Here is a 19911-nt window from a genome sequence, read left to right as displayed (position 1 = left end):
TATGTTTCCGTGGTGAGGTCGACATGATCGAAGGGGGCACGGGTGACATCCACGGCCGGCGGCACCGGTCAACTGCTGGCCGTCAGTGATCTGCACATCGGGTACGAGGAGAACCGCGCCCTGGTCGAGCGGATGCGCCCCACCACGGACGAGGACTGGCTGCTGGTGGCCGGTGACGTGGCCGAGACGGTCGCCGACATCCGCTGGGCGCTGGAGACCCTCGCGGGCCGCTTCCGCAAGGTCGTGTGGGCGCCCGGCAACCATGAGCTGTGGACCCACCCGAAGGACACCGTCACCCTGCGCGGGGTCGCCCGCTACGAGCACCTGATCGCGCTCTGCCGCTCCCTCGGCGTCATCACACCCGAGGACCCGTACCCCGTGTGGGACGGACCGGGCGGCCCGGTCGCCGTCGCGCCGCTCTTCCTCCTCTACGACTACACCTGGCTGCCGTCCGGCAGCGCCACCAAGGCCGAGGGGCTGGAGTACGCCCACTCCACCGGCGTCGTGTGCACGGACGAGTTCCTGCTGCACCCCGACCCCTACCCGACCCGCGAGGACTGGTGCCGCGCCCGGGTCGCCGCCACCGAGCGCCGGCTTGCCGCGCTGCCCGAGGACCTGCCCACCGTGCTGGTCAACCACTACCCGCTGGACCGGCATCCGACGGACGTCCTGTGGCACCCGGAGTTCGCCATGTGGTGCGGCACCCGGCTGACCGCCGACTGGCACCGCCGCTTCCGCGTCCGGACCATGGTCTACGGCCATCTGCACATCCCCCGCAGCACCGTCCACGAGGGCGTCCCCTTCGAGGAGGTGTCGGTGGGCTATCCGCGCGAGTGGCGCCAGCGGTCCGAACCGCCCGGCAAGCTGCGCCGGATCCTGCCCAAGGAGGTCGCGGCCCGATGATCGGGGACCTGCTGCCCGGCTCGGTGGTCTCCGTGGAGACCTTCGGCCCGGACGACGACGCGGAGGCCGCGCTGTACCCGCAGGAGGCCGCGCTGGTCGCCCGCTCGGTCACCAAACGCCGCCGCGAGTTCGCCACCGTACGGGTCTGCGCGCGGCGCGCGATGGACAAACTCGGCGTGCCGCCGCAGCCCGTGCTGCCCGGTGAGCGCGGCGCCCCGGGGTGGCCGCCGGGGCTGGTCGGCAGCATGACCCACTGCGAGGGCTACGCCGCCGCCGCGCTGGCCCGCGCGGGCGATCTCGCCTCCCTCGGCATCGACGCCGAACCCCACGGGGCGCTCCCGGAAGGGGTGCTGGAGAGCATCGCCCTGCCCGCCGAGCGGATCCGGCTGGCCCGGCTCACGGCGGCCCACCCCGGGCCGCACTGGGACCGGCTGCTGTTCAGCGCCAAGGAGTCGGTCTACAAGGCGTGGTTCCCGCTGACCCGGAAGTGGCTCGACTTCTCCGAGGCCGACATCGAACTGATCCCGGACGCCGGGGTGGACACCCGGGGCACGCTGCGCGCCGAACTCCTGGTCCCCGGCCCCGTGGTGGCCGGCCGCCGTCTGCGCTTCTTCGAGGGCCGCTGGAGCGTCCGGCGGGGGCTCGCGACGACGACCGTCACCGTGCCGTCGGACTGACCGAGGGCGATGGCAGGGCGGTGGCCGCGCTACCGGACCGGCGGGCACCAGCTCCCCAGCATCCGGAAGAACCACTCCTCGTTGCCGCTGAGCCCCGCCTCCGCGAGCGCCCGATCGGCCTCGGCGAGCACGGACGGCGGCACGAGCGGTGGTCGCGTGCTGCCGGGCGGCCCGGCGTCCGTGTCACAGGCCGCCCGGACCGTGTGCAGCAGGCGCAGATACGCCTGGACGGCGGTGCGTTCGCGGTCGGTGGGTACGGCGGTGCGCATCGGTCGGCTCTCCCTCGTCTCGGTCGCGCCACCGGACATCCGGGACGCACCCACCAGCTTGCCAACCACCACTGACAATCCACCCCGACCACACGCCCGTTCGCCCGCACAGCGCAGCACGACACCACCCCTGGCAGGGCCCAGGAGAGGCGCGGGGGAAGCGGAGAGGACATCCACGGGCTCCGGCGCCACCCCCCGCGACACCCCGGTGGACCTGGCGGACCTGGCGGACCCCGCAGACTCCGCAGATACCCCGCGAACCCCGCGAACCCGGCACCCCGCAGACCCTGCGGACCCCGCCGACCCGGCGGACCCGGCGGGAGAGCCTCACGGCACCCCCGGGGGGGGGAGTCGGTCACTCCCGTCCGAGGTACCCCAGCGACGCCTCGATCCGCCCCGCCAGATGGTCCCGCTGCCCCCGTTGCGCGGAACCGGCCAGCCAGCCGCGGCACTTGCTGGCGAGGAGCAGCCCGAAGGTCTCGGCGTCCTGCTCGTCGGTCAGGTCGAAACGGGTGCGCGCCGCGACCGTGCGGACGGTGGCCCGCAGGTCGGCGTCGTCGCGCAGCAGCCGGGCGGCGACCGTGGCGCCCTCGACATGGTGACCGCTGTGCCCGGCCGCCATGTGCCACAGCTCGTGCCCGAGGATCACCAGCTGATGGTCGGGGGCGGTGCGCTCCTCCACGACCACCAGGTCCAGGTCGGCGAGGTCGATCCAGAGCCCGCTCGCGGTGTTCTGCGGGAAGGCCGCCGTACGGAACTGGACCGGACGGCCGCGCCGTCTGCCCATCGCGCCGCACAGGGCGGCGTACAGCTCCGGGGGCGACGCCGGCGCGGGGAGGGTCAGCTCCGCGACCAGTTCGCCGCACAGGCGGCGCATTTCCTTACCGATGGCCACTGGTTCTCCCCGGATCACGACTCGGGCCGCTTGACGCTCTCCAAGAGCATGTCCAGCCATTCGGCGACCTTGTCGCGATGCTGGTCGGTGGGCAGCTGGGCGGCCCGCCAGGCGATACCGCGCACCCCGTGGTCCTGGAGCAGCTTCTCCAGCGGGTCCTCGGTGGCCCGGGCCGCCGCCTGCCGCTCGCGGTCGGTGAGCTGCTGGAGAAGGTCCTGCTCGGTGCGGCGGAGGGTGTCGGCGAGCGCCTCGGGGTCCTCGGCGGTGAGGAAACCGGCGTGCACCCGGAAGAACCGCTGGATGGCGTCGCAGTGCTCCATGGTGGGCCGCCGGTCGCCGTTGATCAGCGCCCCGGCCTGCTGCCGGGACATCCCGGCGCCGTCCGCGATCTCCTGCTGGGTGTACTTGCGCCCGTTGGGCTTGAGGCGGGTGCGGCGCAGCAGGTCCAGCCGCTGGAGGAAGCGCGCCTGTACGTCGGGTTCCCCCGCGGCCCGTCCGGCGAGCAGGGCGGTGACCACGGGCTCGGGCACCCCGCAGGCCACCGAGAGCCGGGCGGTGTCGAAGACCTCGGTGTGGGCGATGCCGAGCCGGTCGGTGAGCGCGGTGACGCGTTCGATGACGGCCGACAGCACTGCCGGCGCCGTGGCGCCCGGAACCTCGTAGCCATCCGTCACCGACGTGTCTCCTACGTTTCTCACAGCCGTCTCTCAAGCAGCCGTCTCTCAAGCGGTTTGCCGTGAACTTCCCGGAGCGTAGCCGTTGCTTCGAACTCACATCCAGGTCTCGCCACAACTGTGGCCAATTTCAGCCGTCAACTGTCGCGGAATGCCACGATAGTTGACACGGCTTGTCCCGGGGCAGCAGGATCGGGGCGCCGCGAGAAGGCCGCATAGGCAAGAGGGGTGACCTCCCGATGGCATATCAGGCAGGTGGGCAGCGGTCGGCGCCGCGGTCCCTTCCCGCGAGCCGCGAGGCCCAGGCGTATCTCCAGGACTACGCCGCGCTTCTGGATGCCCTCTCCTTCCCGTCCTTCGTCGTGGACCGCAGCTGGGACACGGTCCTGGCGAACAGCGCGTTCGAGACACTTTTCCGTGAGGTCGGCCCCCATCCGACGGCCATGCCGTGGGACAACTTCCTGCGGTTCGTCCTGTTCCATCCGGATGCGGGCACGGTACTCGGTGACCATGAGACGCAGTGGTGTCTGCCGATGCTGGCCCACTTCGCGGTGTCGGTGGAGCGCCACAGCCACGACCATCAGCTCCAGTCCGTCCGCCGGGACATCGCACAGGACCCGATCATGGACGCGGCCTTCCGCCAGGGGCTGCCGCACTGGATCCGGGCGATGGGGGAGTACGCGTTCGAGCACGACGGCTCGGTCCGTCCCCTGTTCCATCCCGACCCGCGCTGGGGCGCCACCGAGTGCCGGATCGTCGGGGAGACCCCGCGGGCCCTGCGCGAGCTGGGCTTCACCCGGCTGACGCTGGTCCTGCGCGAGGCGCGCCGCCCCGCCGCCGCCCCGCGCCGCCCGGCCCGTGAGCGCCGCGGCGGAGTCAGTCATCTGAGCGTGGTCCGCACCCCCGAGAACTGACCGGGCACCGTCGGCGTTCAGGTCGCCGACGGCGCCTCGGTCGATTCCCCGCGCCCCGGCCACCCCCCTCCTCGCTTTTCTGCTGTCGCCATGCCTTCCCGCCGTGCCTCGCCTGGCCCCGCCGTGCCTCGCCGGGCCCCGCAAGCGACGCACCCCACGCGCCGCCTCCACGCTCTCTCCACGTCTCGGAGCCCCATCGTTCACGCAAGCCGCTTGCGTACCTTGCGCTATTCTTGCGGACATGACGCGACGACTTGCTGAAGTGGCGAAGAAGGTCGGGGTCAGTGAGGCCACGGTGAGCCGGGTGCTGAACGGCAAGCCGGGAGTCTCCGAGGCCACCCGGCAGTCGGTGCTCTCCGCGCTCGACGTGCTCGGGTACGAGCGGCCCACCCAGTTGCGCGGTGAGCGCGCCCGGCTGGTCGGGCTGGTCCTGCCCGAGTTGCAGAACCCCATCTTCCCCGCGTTCGCCGAGGTCATCGGCGGTGCGCTGGCCCAACTCGGGCTGACCCCGGTGCTGTGCACCCAGACCAAGGGCGGCGTCTCGGAGGCGGACTACGTGGAACTGCTGCTCCAGCAGCAGGTGTCCGGCGTGGTGTTCGCGGGCGGGCTGTTCGCGCAGGCCGACGCCCCGCACGACCACTACCGGCTGCTGGCCGGCCGCAACATCCCGGTGGTGCTGGTCAACGCGGCCATAGAGGATCTCGGCTTCCCCTGTGTCTCCTGCGACGACGCGGTCGCCGTCGAGCAGGCGTGGCGCCATCTGGCCTCCCTCGGGCACGAGCGCATCGGCCTGGTGCTCGGCCCCGCCGACCATGTGCCGTCGGCGCGCAAACTGGCCGCAGCGCGGGAGATCGCCGGTGGGCTGCCCGATGAGCACGTGGCGCGGACGATGTTCTCCATCGAGGGCGGCCACGCGGCGGCGGCCAAGCTGATCGACCGGGGCGTGACCGGCTTCATCTGCGCCAGCGACCCGCTCGCCCTCGGCGTGGTCCGGGCCGCCCGCCGCAAGGGGCTCGACGTGCCGTCCCGGATCTCCGTCGTCGGGTACGACGACTCCGCGCTGATGAACTGCACCGAACCGCCGCTGACCACCGTCCGCCAGCCCATCGAGGCGATGGGCCGGGCCGTGGTGGAACTGCTGAACGCCCAGATCGCCGGGAGCGCGGTCCCGGCGGAGGAACTCCTCTTCGAGCCCGAGTTGGTGGTCCGCGGCTCCACCGCGCAAGCGCCGCGCGGCTGACCCCGGCCAGGCCGACACCGGCTGTCAATTTATTGCAATCCCTCCGCGACATCTTGCGTGGCGATGCCGTCGGTGCTTGAGTGAGCGCTGCCCACCCGCTCGGCCCGAAGGGGCTCAGCGCTCAGCCCGAAGGGGTCCACCGATGAGAAGCTCCGGGTTCCGCCGCACCGTCGTCACCGTCGCCGCCTGTTCCCTCGCCCTCACCGCGCTCACCGCCTGCGGTGCCGACGACGAGGACTCGGCCGGCGGCAAGACCCGCATCACGGTCAACTGCATGCCGCCCAAGAGCGCCAAGGTCGACCGGCAGTTCTTCGAGGACGATGTCGCCGCCTTCGAGAAGGCCAACCCGGACATCGACGTCGTCCCGCACGACGCGTTCCCGTGCCAGGACCCGAAGACCTTCGACGCCAAACTCGCCGGCGGCCAGATGGAGGACGTGTTCTACACCTACTTCACCGACGCCCGGCACGTCGTCGACATCGATCAGGCCGCCGATCTCACTCCGTATATCAAGGAGTTGAAGAGCTACGAGACCATCCAGCGGCAACTGCGCGACATCTACACCGTCGACGGAAAGATCTACGGCGTCCCGCGCACCGGCTACTCGATGGGACTGATCTACAACCGCGCCCTGTTCGAGAAGGCCGGACTCGACCCCGACCGGCCGCCCACCACCTGGGACGAGGTCCGCTCCGCCGCCGACCGGATCGCCGACCTCGGCAACGGCACCGTCGGCTACGCCGACTACAGCGCCCAGAACCAGGGCGGCTGGCACTTCACCGCCGAGCTGTACTCCCAGGGCGGCGACGTGGTCAGCGAGGACGGGACGTCGGCCACCGTCGACACCCCCCAGGGCCGGGCCGTCCTCCAGACCCTCCACGACATGCGCTGGACCGACGACTCCATGGGCAGCAAGCAACTCCTCGTCATCAACGACGTGCAGCAGATGATGGGCTCCGGCAAGCTCGGCATGTACCTCGCCGCCCCCGACAACATCCCGATCCTGGTCAAGGAGAAGGGCGCCGCGTACGAGGACATGGCCATCGCGCCCATGCCCGGCGGCCAGGGCACCCTCATCGGCGGCGACGGCTACATGGTCAACAAGAAGGCCGACCCCGAGCAGATCCGCGCCGGACTCAGATGGCTCGACGCCATGTTCCTCACCCCCGGCGACGGCTTCCTCGGCGACTACGCCCGCGCCAAGCAGCACGACGCCCCCGTCGGGCTGCCCGAGCCGCGGCTGTTCACCGGCACCGCCGACGAGAAGGACCAGCAGGTCAAAGAGGCCAACGCCAATGTCCCGGTGGAGAACTACCAGTCCTTCCTCGACGGCAACCAGCGGCTGGACATGAAGATCGAGCCGCCGAACGCCCAGCAGATCTACTCCGTCCTCGACGGCGTCGTCTCCGCCGTCCTCACCAAGGAGGACGCCGACATCGACTCCCTGCTGAAGGACGCCTCCGGCAAGATCGACGACATCCTCGCCCGGGGCTGACCCGAGATGACCAAGACGGCACAGCGGCGGACCACGGCCGAGGTCGCGGTCCGCCCGGTCGAGGCGGCGCCCCCGGCAGGGCACCGGGGGCGCCGCCGCCTGACCGACCAGGTCCGCGCCTACGGCTTCCTGCTCGGCGGACTGATCTGCTTCGCCCTCTTCTCCTGGTACCCGGCGATCCGCGCGGTCGTCATCGCCTTCCAGAAGTACACCCCCGGCGCCGCCCCCGAGTGGGTCGGCACGGAGAACTTCACCCGGGTCTGGGGCGACCCGGAGTTCACCGCGGCCTGGAAGAACACCTTCACCTTCACCCTGCTCGCCCTGCTCGTCGGCTTCGCCGTCCCGTTCGTGCTCGCCCTGGTCCTCAACGAACTACGCCACGCCAAGGCGTTCTTCCGCGTCGTGGTCTACCTCCCGGTGATGATCCCGCCGGTGGTCAGCGCCCTGCTGTGGAAGTGGTTCTACGACCCCGGCACCGGACTGGCCAACGAAACCCTGCGCTTTCTGCACCTGCCCACCTCGAACTGGTCCAACGGCGCCGACACCGCCCTGATCTCCCTGGTCGCCGTCGCGACCTGGGCCAACCTGGGCGGCACGGTCCTGATCTACCTGGCCGCCCTCCAGTCCATCCCGGGCGAGCTGTACGAGGCCGCCGAACTCGACGGCGCCAACCTCCTCCAGCGCATCCGGCACGTCACGATCCCGCAGACCCGGTTCGTGATCCTGATGCTGATGCTGCTCCAGATCATCGCCACCATGCAGGTCTTCACCGAACCGTTCGTCATCACCGGCGGCGGCCCCGAGAACGCCACCGTCACCGTGCTCTACCTGATCTACAAATACGCCTTCCTCTACAACGACTTCGGCGGCGCCTGCGCGCTGAGCGTGATGCTCCTGCTCTTCCTCGGCGCCTTCTCCGCCCTGTACCTGCGGCTCACCCGCTCCGAGGGGGACAGCGCATGAGCACCCGGACCCTGGTCTCCCCGGCGGCCCTCGCCCGCCCCCGCGGCAGGGCCGTCTACTGGAGCGTCTTCACCGGCGTCGTCCTGCTGTTCACCGCGGCCTTCCTCTTCCCCGTCTACTGGATGGTGACGGGCGCGATGAAGTCACCGGACGAGGTGGCCCGTACACCCCCCACCCTGGTCCCCGAGCGGTGGGAGTCCACCGGCTACACCGACGCCTGGGAACTGATGCAGCTCCCCACCCACCTGTGGAACACGGTGGTGCAGGCGGCCGGCGCCTGGTTCTTCCAGCTCGTGTTCTGCACGGCCGCCGCCTACGCCCTGTCCAAGCTGCGCCCGGTCTTCGGCGCGGTGATCCTCGGCGGCATCCTCGCCACCCTGATGGTCCCCGCCCAGGCCCTCGTCGTACCGAAGTACCTCACGGTCGCCGATCTCGGACTGCTCAACGACCCGCTCGCCATCTGGCTGCCCGCCGTCGCCAACGCCTTCAACCTCTATCTGCTCAAACGCTTCTTCGACCAGATCCCCCGCGATGTGCTGGAGGCCGCCGAGATCGACGGCGCCGGAAAGCTGCGCGTCCTTTGGTCGATCGTCCTGCCCATGTCCCGGCCGGTGCTCGGCGTCGTGTCCATCTTCGCCCTGGTCGCCGTCTGGCAGGACTTCCTCTGGCCGCTGATGGTCTTCTCCGACACCGACAAGCAGCCCATCAGCGTGGCACTGGTCCAGCTGTCGCAGAACATCCAGCTGACCGTGCTGATCGCCGCCATGGTGATCGCCAGCATCCCGATGGTCGCGATGTTCCTGATCTTCCAGCGCCACATCATCGCCGGGATCAGCGCGGGCAGCACGAAGGGCTGACACCCGCCGCCCCCCACACGACCGACAGAAAGGCCAGCACCGTGGCACAGCCCACCCCTGCCCGGAAACCCTCCGACTGGTGGCGCTCCGCCGTCATCTACCAGGTGTACGTACGCAGCTTCGCGGACGGCGACGGCGACGGCACCGGCGACCTCGCCGGGGTCCGCGCCCGGCTCCCCTACCTCGCCGACCTCGGCGTGGACGCCCTGTGGTTCACCCCCTGGTACCTGTCGCCGCTCAAGGACGGCGGCTACGACGTCGCCGACTACCGGAGCATCGACCCGGCCTTCGGCACCCTCGCCGAGGCCGAGAAGCTGATCGCCGAGGCACGTGAGCTGGACATCCGCACCATCGTCGACATCGTGCCCAACCATGTCTCCGACCAGCACGCGTGGTTCCGGGCCGCACGCGCGGCCGGACCCGGCAGCCCCGAGCGCGACCTGTTCCACTTCCGGCCCGGCCGCGGCGAGCGGGGCGAGATCCCGCCCAACGACTGGCCCTCCCAGTTCGCCGGCTCCACCGAGCCGGTCTGGACCCGGCTGCCCGACGGCGACTGGTACCTCCATCTGTTCACCCCCGAACAGCCCGACCTCAACTGGGCCCACCCGGCCGTCCACCGCGAGCACGAGGAGGTGCTCCGGTTCTGGTTCGAACGCGGAGTCGCCGGCGTGCGCATCGACTCCGCCGCCCTGCTCGCCAAGGACCCCGCCCTCCCGGACTATGTGGAGGGCCGCGACCCCAGCCCCTTCGTGGACCGCGACGAACTGCACGACATCTACCGCTCCTGGCGGCGGGTCGCCGACGAGTACGACGGCGTCTTCGTCGGCGAGGTCTGGCTCCCCGACACCGAGCGCTTCGCCCGCTATCTGCGCCCCGACGAACTCCACACCGCCTTCAACTTCGCCTTCCTGTCCTGCCCCTGGGAGCCGGACCGGCTGCGCGCCTCCATCGACGAGACCCTCGCCGAGCACGCCCCCGTCGGCGCTCCCGCCACCTGGGTCCTGTGCAACCACGACGTGACCCGTACGGTCACCCGCTACGGCCGTGACGACACCGCGTTCGCCTTTGCCACCAAGGCGTTCGACACCCCCACCGACCTCACCCTCGGCACCCGCAGGGCCCGCGCCGCCGCCCTGCTCTCCCTCGCCCTGCCCGGCGCGGTCTACGTCTACCAGGGCGAGGAACTCGGCCTGCCCGAGGCGGAGATCCCCCGCGCACGCATCGAGGACCCGATGCACTTCCGCTCCGGCGGCACCGACCCCGGCCGCGACGGCTGCCGCGTCCCGCTGCCCTGGCAGCACGACACCCCGTACGCCGGCTTCGGCTCGCACCAGGAACCCTGGCTGCCCCAGCCCGCCGACTGGACGTCGTACGCCGCCGATGTCCAGGCCGCCGACCCGGGCTCGATGCTGCGCCTGTACCGCGAGGCGATCCGGCTGCGCCCGGTCTTCGGCGACGGCCCGCTCACCTGGCTGCCCGCCCCCGCAGGCGTCCTGCACTTCACCCGCGCGGACGGCGCCCACTGCCTGGTCAACCTCGCCGAGGCCCCCGTCGACCTGCCCGACCACACCGGTCTCCTGCTGACCAGCGGCCCGTTGGACCCCCGGGGCCGGCTGCCGCGGGACACGGCGGCCTGGCTGCGCGTCTGAGCCGTACCGCCAAGGCCGCCTCCCACCAACCGCCCGCACCGGCGGGCGGGGGGCGCCGCCGTCCCCCGCCCCCGCGGCGGCGCCCACCCCCGCCCCACCGACCCCCCGCACACCGCACGCACCTCTCTCACCTGCCGCAACACCGCACGTACCGACGGCTTTCACACGCCGGTCACCACACCCTTCCCTGACGTTCGGTGCCCTTGGAACACTCCTTGCGCGCGCAGAACGTCATCCTCCCCGGCAGGTCGCACCACACAGGACGAGAGGTCCCCCATCCATGCCCGAAGTCAACCGGCGCAAGTTCCTCCAGATCGCGGGCGCCACCACGGCGTTCAGCGCCCTGTCGAGCAGCATCGAGCGTGCCGCCGCACTCCCCGCCCACCACCGCAAGGGCACCATCGAGGACGTCGAGCACATCGTCGTCCTGATGCAGGAGAACCGATCCTTCGACCACTACTTCGGCGCCCTGCGCGGCGTACGCGGCTTCGGCGACCCCCGCCCGGTCACCCTCGACAGCGGCAGGTCGGTCTGGCACCAGTCCCGGGCCGGCCAGGAAGTCCTGCCCTTCCACCCGGACGCCGACGACCTCGGCATGCAGTTCCTGGAGGGCCTGCCGCACGGCTGGACCGACGGCCAGCACGCCTACAACGGCGGCAAGTACGACCGGTGGCTGCCCGCCAAGGGCACCACCACCATGGCCTACCTCACCCGCGAGGACATCCCCTTCCACTACGCCCTCGCCGACACCTTCACCGTCTGCGACGCCTACCACTGCTCGTTCATCGGCTCCACCGACCCGAACCGCTATTACCTGTGGTCCGGCCACACCGGCAACGACGGCAAGGGCGGCGGCCCCGTCCTCGGCAACGACGAACTGGGCTACGACTGGACCACCTACCCCGAGCGCCTGGAGGCGGCGGGTGTCTCCTGGAAGATCTACCAGGACATCGGCGACGGCCTCGACGCGGCCGGCCGCTGGGGCTGGATCCCCGACGCCTACCGCGGCAACTACGGCGACAACTCGCTGCTCTACTTCAACAAGTACCGTGACGCCGTGCCCGGCGAGCCCTGGTACGACAAGGCCCGCACCGGCACCGACGTCAAGAACGGCGACGGCTACTTCGACCGGCTGCGCGCCGACGTCCGGGCCGACCGGCTCCCGCAGATCTCCTGGATCGCCGCCCCCGAGGCGTTCAGCGAGCACTCCAACTGGCCCACCAACTACGGCGCCTGGTACATAGCCAAGGTCCTGGACGCGCTGACCTCCAACCCGGCCGTCTGGGCCAGGACCGCCCTGTTCATCACCTACGACGAGAACGACGGCTTCTTCGACCACGTCGTACCGCCGCTGCCGCCGAAGTCGCCCGCGCAGGGCAAGTCCACCGTCGACGTCTCCCTCGACCTCTACCGGGGCGACGCGGGCCGCCCGGCCGGTGCCTACGGACTCGGCCCGCGCGTGCCGATGCTGGTCGTCTCGCCCTGGAGCAAGGGCGGCTACGTCTGCTCCGAGACCCTCGACCACACCTCCGTCATCCGCTTCATGGAGCGCCGCTTCGGCGTCGAGGAGCCCCAGATCTCGCCCTGGCGCCGCGCGGTCTGCGGCGATCTCACGGCCGCGTTCGACTTCTCCCGCAAGGACACCCGGCCCGGCCGGCTGCCCGACACCGACGCCTACGAGCCGCCGGACCGGGACCGCCACCCCGACTACCGGCCCACCCCGCCCGCCGACCCGGACATGCCCCGCCAGGAGCGCGGCCGGCGCCCGACCCGCCCCCTGAAGTACGCCCCGCTGGTGGACGGCTCGGTGGACGCGGCGGCCGGGACGTTCACCCTCACCCTCGCCTCCGGCGCCCAGGCCGGTGCCGCCTTCCTCGTCACCTCCGGTAACCGCACCGACGGCCCCTGGCAGTACACCACCGAAGCGGGCAAGACCCTCTCCGACACCTGGAACTCGGCGTACTCCGGCGGCTCCTACGATCTGACCGTGCACGGCCCCAACGGCTTCCTGCGCACCTTCAAGGGCGCGAACGCCACGGCCGGACCCGAGGTCACCGCCCGCCACGACGGCGACGACCTCCGGCTCACCCTCACCAACCCGGGCCGGGCCACGGTCACACTGCGGATCACCGACGGCTACGGCGGCAGGCCCCGCACCGTCCGGCTGCGCCCAGGCGCCCGCACCCGCCGCACCGTCGGACTGGAGCGCAGCCGTCGCTGGTACGACCTCACCGTCACCTCCGGGTCTGACCCCGCGTTCCTGCGCCGCTGCGCCGGCCACGTCGAGAACGGACGGCCCGGGGTGAGCGACCCGGCGATCCTCACCGACCCTCGGCCCAGGCCCTAACGAGGGCAGCCCTGGGGTGTCGGGGCCGGCTCGGCCGGGGGCGGTGCCGGCGTGGGCGCGGTCGGCTGTCTCGGGACGGCCGGTAGCGGGCCGGGCGGCGCGGGCGTCCTGCTGCTGTCCCGCGCGGGTCCCGGTTCCGCGCGGGACAGCAGCAGGACGCCCCAGGACGCCAGGGCGGCACCGGTCAGGGCGAGGACGATCCCGGCCGCGCCGCCCTGGAAGCGCTCGCCCAGCAGGATCACGCCGATCAGCGCGGCGGCCACCGGGTTGGCCAGGGTGACCACCGCGAGCGGCGCGCCGAGGCCGTCGCGGTAGGCGGTCTGCGCCAGCAGCAGCCCGCCGGACGCGAACGCCGCGACGAGCACGGCCACGCCGATCACCTGGAGGCCGAAGGGCGACCCGGAGCCGTCCGTCGCGGCCACCGTCACCGTCTGGGTGAGCGCCGAGGCGACCCCGGAGGCGGCCCCGGACGCGGTGGCGTGCCGCAGCCCGGGCCGGGCACCCGGATGACAGAGCACCCCGATCAGCAGCGCGGTGGCGCCCGAGACCAGCAGCGCCTCGGACCCGCTCAGCACATCGTCGGGCGCCGGGCCGGTCGCGGTCGCGAGCAGCGCGGCGAGGCCCACCAGCGTGAACGCCGTGCCCCGCCACTCCGCCGCGCTCACCCGTCGTCCGGCCAGCCGCGCCCCGAGCGGCACCGCGGCCACCAGGGTCAGCGCGCCGAGCGGCTGCACCAGCGTCAGCGGCCCGTAGGTGAGGGCCACCACATGCAGCAGCGCGGCGGAGGCGTTGAGCAGCACCGACCACCACCAGGCCCCGGCCCGCAGCAGCCGGACCAGCCCGGGGCCGGGGGAGCGGGCGGCGAGCCGCTGCTGGGCCACGGCCGCGGCGGCGTACCCGACGGCGGAGAGCAGGGAGAGGACGACGGCGAGCAGCGAGGCGCTCATCGGCCCGCCCCGACCAGCGGGGGCCGCTCGGCGGCCCGGCGCGCGCCGGGCACCGCGGCCACCGGCCCGGCGGTACGGCGCGGCGCGCGCAGCACCGCGAGCGCGAGTCCGAGCAGCGCGGCGGCGACGACCGCGTCCAGCCAGTAGTGGTTGGCCGTGCCGACGATGACGAGCAGGGTCAGCAGCGGGTGCAGCAGCCACAGCGGGCGCCAGCGGGTGCGGGTCGCGGCGATCAGCCCGACCGCCACCATCAGGGCCCAGCCGAAGTGCAGCGAGGGCATCGCGGCGAACTGGTTGGAGAGCTGATCGGTCGCGGGCGGCCCGTACACCGACGGCCCGTGCACGGCGCCGGTGTCGATCATCCCGGTCCATGCGAGCATTCGGGGCGGGGCCAGCGGGAAGACCAGGTGGAGCACCAGCGCGGCGGCCGTGAGGGCGGCCAGCACCCGGCGGGCCCAGAGGTAGTGCGCGGGGCGGCGCCAGTACAGCCAGGCCAGGAAGAGCACGGTCGCCGGGAAGTGGACGGTCGCGTAGAAGGTGTTGGCCGCGCGGACCAGGGTGTCGCCGTGCAGCAGCAGGGACTGCACCGCGTTCTCGGCGGGCAGTCCGAGGGCCCGCTCCCCGTCCCACACCCGGCGCGCGTTGCGGAAGGCTTCGGCGGTGTTGCCGGTGGCGAGGTGCCGGCCCAGCTTGTAGACGAGGAAGAAGCCCACGACGAGCAGCAGCTCCCGGGCTATTCGCGGCCGACCCGAGGGCCCCGGTCGTTCCGTTCGTTGAAGCCGTCCAAGCCGTCCAAGCCGTCCCGGTCGTTCCGGTCGTTCCGGTGGGTCGGACTCCGCCGGAGCCGGCTCGGCTGGTCGTTTCATCCCCCGGCCCCTTCACTGACGTCCACCGGTGACGCAGGCGGGCGAACGGCTGCGTACAGCAATCGACACGAACTCGTATCGATACGTCAGTGTACCGATACGCTTCAGTATCGGTACACTGACGTATCGGTGGCGTTCGGCACACCCCGTACGAGTGAGGAGCCCTCCATGACGTCGCAGGCCGCGGACCGACCGGAGACGGTCGGCGCCTCGCGCCGCTCCAAGCTGACGCGCGAGCGTGAGCAGGAGTTCTTTGACGCCGTGCTCGGTCAGCTGCGCGCCTGCGGCTACGACGCGGTCACCATGGAGGGCATCGCCGCCCGCACCCGGTGCAGCAAGTCCACGCTGTACCGGCAGTGGAGGACCAAGCCGAGGCTCGTGGCCGCCGCGCTGCGCTCCAGCCAGTGCCCGCGGTTCAGCGGCATCGACACCGGCACGCTCGCCGGGGACCTGGTCGAGGCGGCCCGCGCCGCGGGGAAGGTGTCGGCCGACGACACCCGGCTGCTCCAGGCGCTGGGCCACGCCCTGGTGCAGGACGCCGAGCTGGGCCGGGCGCTGCGCGAGGCGGTCGTGGGACCCGAGGTCGACGCGCTGCGGGAGATCCTCCGGCGCGGCGTCGAGCGTGGCGAGGTCCCGGCCGGGCATCCGGCCCTGGAGTACGTGCCGGTGCAGATGTTCGGCGTGCTGCGGGCCCGGGCGGTGCTCGAAGGCCGGCACGCCGATCCGGACTATCTCGTCCGGTTCGTCGAGGCCGCGGTGCTGCCCGCGCTCGGGCTCGCCCCGGCCCATGGACACAGGTCGCCGTCACAGGGATGACTGGACGGTGACCTGTCCGCGCCGCACCGTGGGGACGGGGGCGGCGCGCACCCCCGGCCGGGTGGGGTTCCTCTGGAGCGGAGAGGCACCCCCACCCGGCCGGCATCGTCGGGGACCGCTCAGATGTCCTGGCCGTTCCCGCCGCCCGTCGCCGCCTTGATGCTCTCGGCGATCCGGTCGACCGTGGACTCCTTCTGGTCGTCGTCCACGCCGATCCGCACCACCACGAGCTGCTCCTTGTTGCCGGGGGAGGGGAAGGCCAGGGACTCCACGATGCCGTCGGCGCCCTTGCTGGTCACCGCCTTCCAGCGGACCTTGTAGCCCTTCTGCCCGGCCACCGTGACGGCCTCGGAGGCCAGCACCTCGTGCGAGGTGATCTCGCCGTAGGTGGCGCCGCCGTAGGACTCCTCGGCGTTGGCCTCGATGTCCGCCTTCGCCACCTCCTCGGGCGTCGAGCCCTCGGTGTCCAGCGCGATGGCGGGCGCCGAGTACGCGCCGCCCTTGGTGCAGCTCTTGGAGGGGTCGCCCGGGCAGTCGTAGGTGTCCTCGGAGGTGATCTGCGCGCCGACGCTCATGGCCTGCCCCGTCCAGCCCTCCGGCACCTCGATGCTGATCCCGTTGAGCGGGTCGGCCACCGTGCCGCCGCCCTTCACCTCCGGTGGCGCGGACTGCTGCGGGCTCCGCGACGGACCGCCGCCCTCACCGCCGCCGGGGCCGCCCTCGTCGCCCTCGCCGAACGGGCCGCCCTGACCGGGCGCGCTCGGGCTCGGTCCGCTGCGTACGTTGTCGCCGCCGTCGTCGTCGCCGGTCAGCGCGTACACACCGACCCCGATGCTGGCCAGGACCACGGCGGCGACGCCGATGGCTATCGCGGTCCGCAGCCCGCGCCGCCGGCCGCCCTCCGGCTGCACCGGGTAGCCCGGATAGCCGGGGTGCCCCGGGTAACCGGGATAGGCGGGCTGACCGGGGTGCCCCGGCTGACCGGGGTAGCCCGGGAACCCGGCCGGGGGCGCGGGATACCCGGGGGGCGCCTGGTAGGCCCCCGGGGCGGGAGGACCGGCCGGGGCCGGATAGCCCGCCGGGGCCGGATAGGCGGCGAACGCCGGCTGCCCCGCCGGGTCCTGCGGCGCGGCGGGCGAGGGGGCGCCGCCCACGGTGTCGGAGGCCCCGGCACCGGGGGGAGCCGGTGCGGAGGAGGAAGCCCCGCCGGAGGTGCCCTTGTCGAGGGAGGCCCCGCCCGCCGAAGCCCCGCCCGCCGAGGCCGCGTCGGGGGAGGCCGGGCCGGAGGAAGCCGGTTCGGAGGAAGCGGGGCCCGCCGGAGCCCCGTCGGACGGAGTCGCGTCGGAAGGAGTCGCGTCGGAAGGAGCCGTGCCGGAAGGAGCCGTGCCGGACGGGGTCGTGTCGGCGGGGGAGGAGGGGGCGGCCGGCCCCTCGGCCGCCTGCTGCCCCGCGGGACCCCACGCGGCGGCCTGGCCCGTGGGACGGGTCCGCTCCGTCCATGCCTTGCCGTCCCACCAGCGCTCGGTGGGCGGACCGTCACTTGTCTGCCCGGGATCCGGGTACCACCCGGGAGGAGTCACCTGCGTCATGACCTAACCGTATGAGGCAACCGTGAAAGCGGGATGAGAGGGACCGGTCATCTTCACACAAGGAACCACCCCAGCCGCTCAACCGTGCTCACCGGCCCCCCTCACCCCTCGACCACCAGCCGTCGCGGCCCGCCCCCGCCCACCGGTGGCGGCAGCCGGAGACCGCCGTTCCCCGGGGTGAGGGAGCCGAGCACGCTGGGGTGCCGGGCGCCGGTGCTCGCCGGGGCCGTGCCGGGCAGCCCGTGGGCGGTGAGGAACCCGAGGACCGCGAAGGCGTACGCCTCCTTCGCGTCCGCCGGGAGACCCAGGGCGTCCGAGCGGCGCACCGCGACCCCGGGGAGCAGATCGGCGAGCCCGCGCATCAGCACGGGGTTGCGGGTGCCGCCGCCCGAGGCCAGGACGTCCGTCGCGCCCACCGCCCGTACCGCGTCCGCGACCGTACGGGCCGTCAGCGCGGTGAGCGTGGCGATCACGTCCTCGGCGGTCAGCCTGCCCACCCCGGCCAGCGCGTCCCGCAGATAGCCCGGGTGGAACACCTCCTTGCCGGTGGTCTTCGGCGCGGGCAGCGCGTAGTACGGCTCCGCCAGCAGCCGGGCCAGCAGCGTCCCGTCGACCCGCCCGGCCGCCGCCAGCCGCCCCTCGGCGTCGTACGGGAGCCGCCCGCCGCTGAACCCCCGCGCGGCGGCGTCGATCAGCGCACAGCCCGGGCCGGTGTCGTACGCCGTGCCGTCGGGAGCCGTCAGGTTGGCGATCCCGCCGAGGTTGAGCGCGACCGGGGTCCCCGGACGGCCGCGCAGCCACAGCAGGTCCACCAGACTCACCAGCGGCGCCCCCTGTCCGCCCGCGGCGACGTCCCGCGGCCGGAAGTCGGCCACCACCGGCAGCCCGGTCGCCTCCGCGATCCACGCGGGCTGCCCCAGCTGAAGGGTCCCGTGCACCGCCCCGCCCTCCACCCAGTGGTAGACGGTCTGCCCGTGCGAGGCCACCAGATCCCCGCGCCCCCCGCACAGTTCGCGGTCGGCCCGCACCGCCGCCGCCGCGAACGCCTGCCCGATCCGGGTGTCCAGCCGGCACACGTCCCCCAGCGTCACCGCGCCCGGCGGCAGCGCCGCCGCCAGCGCCGCGCGCAGTCCGTCGTCGTACGACTCGCTCACCGTCCCCAGCGGGCGCAGCACCAGCGTGTCCCCGACGAGGCGCAGTTCGGCCGCCGCCGCGTCGATGGCGTCGTACGACGTCCCGGACATCAGGCCGATCACCCGCAGTGGGCCCGCCCCCTCGCTCCCCGCGTCGCTCACCGTCGCCCTCTCCTCCCGCTCGTCCCGCGCCGAGGTCACCGTGTCTCTCCTTCCACCGCTCGGGTCACCCCCGGCACGGTAGCCAGCGCCAGCACACTCACGGCACAGGCGACGGCCGCGTAGTACGCCGGGATGTCGGCGTCACCGGTGCGCTGCACCGCCTCCGTGATGATCAGCCCCGCACAGCCGGAGAACACGGCGTTGGACAGCGCGTAGGAGAGGCCCAGACCGGTGTAGCGCACCGTGGTCGGGAACATCTCCGCCAGCATCGCGGGACCCGGCCCCGCCAGCAGCCCCACCACCGCGCCCGCGCAGCACACGGCCGCCCCCTGGACCGCCGCCGACGCGCCCGGGTCCTGGAGCAGATCGAGCAGCGGCACCGCCAGCACCGTCACCAGCAGCGCCCCGGCCAGCATCACCGGCCGCCGCCCCACCCGGTCGCTCAGCAGCCCCGCCGGAAGGATCGTCACCGCGAACCCCAGATTGGCCAGGACGGTGGCGACCAGCGCCTGCTGGAAGCTCGCGTCCAGCGTGCTCTGCAGATACGACGGCAGCACGACCAGGAAGGTGTACCCGGCCGCCGCCCACCCCATCACCCGCCCCGCGCCCAGCGCGATCGCCCCCGCGACCTCCCGCCGCGACGGCCGCACCGGCACCCCCTCGTGCCGCCGGACGAACGACGGCGTCTCGTCCAGCCGCAACCGCAGCCACAGCGCGCCCAGCCCCAGCGGCACCGCCAGCAGGAACGGCACCCGCCAGCCCCACGACTGCACCTGCTGCTCCGTCAGCGCGCTCGCCAGCACCGCCGCCACCCCGGCCCCGCCCAGCAGCCCCAGCGCCACCGTGAACGACTGCCACGCCCCGTACAGCCCCCGCCGGCCCGGCGGCGCGAACTCCGTCATCAGCGCCACCGCACCCCCGAACTCCCCGCCCGCCGACAGCCCCTGCACCACCCTCAGCAGGGTCAGCAGCCACGGCGCGAGCCCGCCGACCGCCGCGTACGTCGGCAGCAGCCCGATCAGCGCCGTGGCCCCGGTCATCAGGGAGACGACCAGGATCAGCACCGGCCGCCGCCCGATCCGGTCACCGAGGCGCCCGAACACGGCCGCGCCGATCGGCCGGAAGAAGAACGCCAGCGCGAACGAGGCATAGGTGCGCACCAGCGCCTCGCCCTCCCCGCCGCCCTCCGGGGTGAAGAACCGCGCGGCGATCACAGTGGCGAAGTAGCCGTAGACACCGAACTCGTACCACTCGATGAAGTTGCCCACCGAGCCCGCCGCCAGGGCCCGTACCCGCGGCCCGTCCGGGCCCGCCGTCCGTTTGCGGAAAGTCTCTTTCACCCCAGGGCTGTTGACCGTCCGGGCGCCCCGCAAACCCCCGTCGCACGCCCGGCGCGTCGCCCGGCGTCATCCCAGTTCACCCGACCCGGCAACGGCTCCCGGATACCCGCCACCACATGGCCCGGACTGCGGCTACGCTCAACCCCTGTACGTCATTCGGGCGACTCGGGGAGGT

18 protein-coding genes are annotated in these 19911 nt (G+C 72.8%); 10 read left to right on the top strand and 8 right to left on the bottom strand.

The features are described from left to right. Positions 1-42 precede the first annotated feature (42 nt). Together ACIQNG_RS17505 and ACIQNG_RS17500 are read left to right on the top strand one after the other, a co-directional pair. Positions 43-903 carry a metallophosphoesterase family protein gene (locus ACIQNG_RS17505; protein WP_401424672.1) on the top strand — a complete coding sequence of 287 codons (861 nt, stop codon included), beginning with the start codon at positions 43-45 and terminating at the stop codon, positions 901-903. After that, positions 900-1580: a 4'-phosphopantetheinyl transferase gene (locus tag ACIQNG_RS17500; protein ID WP_401485862.1), complete on the top strand. Its 681-nt coding sequence runs from the start codon at positions 900-902 to the stop codon at positions 1578-1580. The genes ACIQNG_RS17505 and ACIQNG_RS17500 overlap by 4 nt, the downstream gene beginning before the upstream one ends. 29 nt (positions 1581-1609) lie before the next feature. Here ACIQNG_RS17500 and ACIQNG_RS17495 read toward each other — a convergent pair whose 3' ends face one another. From ACIQNG_RS17495 to ACIQNG_RS17485, 3 genes are all read right to left on the bottom strand, one after another. After that, positions 1610-1849, bottom strand: coding sequence for a hypothetical protein (locus ACIQNG_RS17495; protein ID WP_401424670.1), 240 nt, complete (start codon positions 1847-1849; stop codon positions 1610-1612). A 355-nt stretch (positions 1850-2204) separates the two neighbouring features. Then, entirely contained in the window at positions 2205-2726 is a 522-nt protein-coding gene (locus tag ACIQNG_RS17490; RefSeq protein WP_401425171.1) for a toxin-antitoxin system, toxin component, read from the bottom strand. 32 nt (positions 2727-2758) lie between these two features. Beyond that, positions 2759-3418 carry a helix-turn-helix domain-containing protein gene (locus ACIQNG_RS17485; RefSeq protein WP_401424669.1) on the bottom strand — a complete coding sequence of 220 codons (660 nt, stop codon included), beginning with the start codon at positions 3416-3418 and terminating at the stop codon, positions 2759-2761. 239 nt (positions 3419-3657) lie between these two features. Here ACIQNG_RS17485 and ACIQNG_RS17480 point away from each other — a divergent pair, with 239 nt between their 5' ends. The 7 genes from ACIQNG_RS17480 to ACIQNG_RS17450 all read left to right on the top strand — a co-directional run bounded on the left by ACIQNG_RS17480 (position 3658) and on the right by ACIQNG_RS17450 (position 12883). Continuing rightward, entirely contained in the window at positions 3658-4332 is a 675-nt protein-coding gene (locus ACIQNG_RS17480) for a hypothetical protein (RefSeq protein ID WP_401485859.1), read from the top strand. A gap of 241 nt (positions 4333-4573) precedes the next feature. After that, entirely contained in the window at positions 4574-5572 is a 999-nt protein-coding gene (locus ACIQNG_RS17475) for a LacI family DNA-binding transcriptional regulator (RefSeq protein ID WP_401424667.1), read from the top strand. A gap of 142 nt (positions 5573-5714) precedes the next feature. Next, positions 5715-7067 carry an ABC transporter substrate-binding protein gene (locus tag ACIQNG_RS17470; RefSeq protein WP_401485857.1) on the top strand — a complete coding sequence of 451 codons (1353 nt, stop codon included), beginning with the start codon at positions 5715-5717 and terminating at the stop codon, positions 7065-7067. Between the two features lie 6 nt (positions 7068-7073). After that, positions 7074-8030, top strand: coding sequence for a carbohydrate ABC transporter permease (locus ACIQNG_RS17465; RefSeq protein WP_401485855.1), 957 nt, complete (start codon positions 7074-7076; stop codon positions 8028-8030). Then, positions 8027-8887 carry a carbohydrate ABC transporter permease gene (locus tag ACIQNG_RS17460; protein WP_401424664.1) on the top strand — a complete coding sequence of 287 codons (861 nt, stop codon included), beginning with the start codon at positions 8027-8029 and terminating at the stop codon, positions 8885-8887. The genes ACIQNG_RS17465 and ACIQNG_RS17460 overlap by 4 nt, the downstream gene beginning before the upstream one ends. 41 nt (positions 8888-8928) lie before the next feature. Next, positions 8929-10536 carry an alpha-amylase family glycosyl hydrolase gene (locus ACIQNG_RS17455; RefSeq protein ID WP_401485853.1) on the top strand — a complete coding sequence of 536 codons (1608 nt, stop codon included), beginning with the start codon at positions 8929-8931 and terminating at the stop codon, positions 10534-10536. 280 nt (positions 10537-10816) lie between these two features. Then, positions 10817-12883: a phosphocholine-specific phospholipase C gene (locus ACIQNG_RS17450; protein WP_401485851.1), complete on the top strand. Its 2067-nt coding sequence runs from the start codon at positions 10817-10819 to the stop codon at positions 12881-12883. Here ACIQNG_RS17450 and ACIQNG_RS17445 read toward each other — a convergent pair. Both ACIQNG_RS17445 and ACIQNG_RS17440 read right to left on the bottom strand, forming a co-directional pair. Further along, on the bottom strand, positions 12880-13830 hold the full coding sequence (locus tag ACIQNG_RS17445; RefSeq protein ID WP_401485849.1) for a DMT family transporter: 951 nt from the start codon (positions 13828-13830) through the stop codon (positions 12880-12882). The genes ACIQNG_RS17450 and ACIQNG_RS17445 overlap by 4 nt on opposite strands. Next, complete coding sequence (locus ACIQNG_RS17440; RefSeq protein WP_401485847.1) at positions 13827-14543, bottom strand: phosphatase PAP2 family protein; 717 nt, start codon at positions 14541-14543, stop codon at positions 13827-13829. Before ACIQNG_RS17440 ends, ACIQNG_RS17445 begins: the two co-directional genes overlap by 4 nt. 321 nt (positions 14544-14864) lie before the next feature. Here ACIQNG_RS17440 and ACIQNG_RS17435 point away from each other — a divergent pair, with 321 nt between their 5' ends. Then, positions 14865-15512: a TetR/AcrR family transcriptional regulator gene (locus tag ACIQNG_RS17435; RefSeq protein ID WP_401485845.1), complete on the top strand. Its 648-nt coding sequence runs from the start codon at positions 14865-14867 to the stop codon at positions 15510-15512. A gap of 119 nt (positions 15513-15631) precedes the next feature. Here ACIQNG_RS17435 and ACIQNG_RS17430 read toward each other — a convergent pair whose 3' ends face one another. The 3 genes from ACIQNG_RS17430 to ACIQNG_RS17420 all read right to left on the bottom strand — a co-directional run bounded on the left by ACIQNG_RS17430 (position 15632) and on the right by ACIQNG_RS17420 (position 19736). Further along, positions 15632-17101: a DUF2510 domain-containing protein gene (locus ACIQNG_RS17430; protein WP_401485843.1), complete on the bottom strand. Its 1470-nt coding sequence runs from the start codon at positions 17099-17101 to the stop codon at positions 15632-15634. 101 nt (positions 17102-17202) lie between these two features. After that, positions 17203-18363, bottom strand: coding sequence for an anhydro-N-acetylmuramic acid kinase (locus tag ACIQNG_RS17425; protein ID WP_401486306.1), 1161 nt, complete (start codon positions 18361-18363; stop codon positions 17203-17205). A gap of 68 nt (positions 18364-18431) precedes the next feature. After that, positions 18432-19736 carry an MFS transporter gene (locus ACIQNG_RS17420; protein WP_401485841.1) on the bottom strand — a complete coding sequence of 435 codons (1305 nt, stop codon included), beginning with the start codon at positions 19734-19736 and terminating at the stop codon, positions 18432-18434. Positions 19737-19911 lie beyond the last annotated feature (175 nt).

This window comes from Streptomyces sp. NPDC091377 (genome assembly GCF_044757045.1).
Taxonomy (GTDB): Bacteria; Actinomycetota; Actinomycetes; order Streptomycetales; family Streptomycetaceae; genus Streptomyces.
This window is presented reverse-complemented; position numbering and strand designations above follow the sequence as displayed.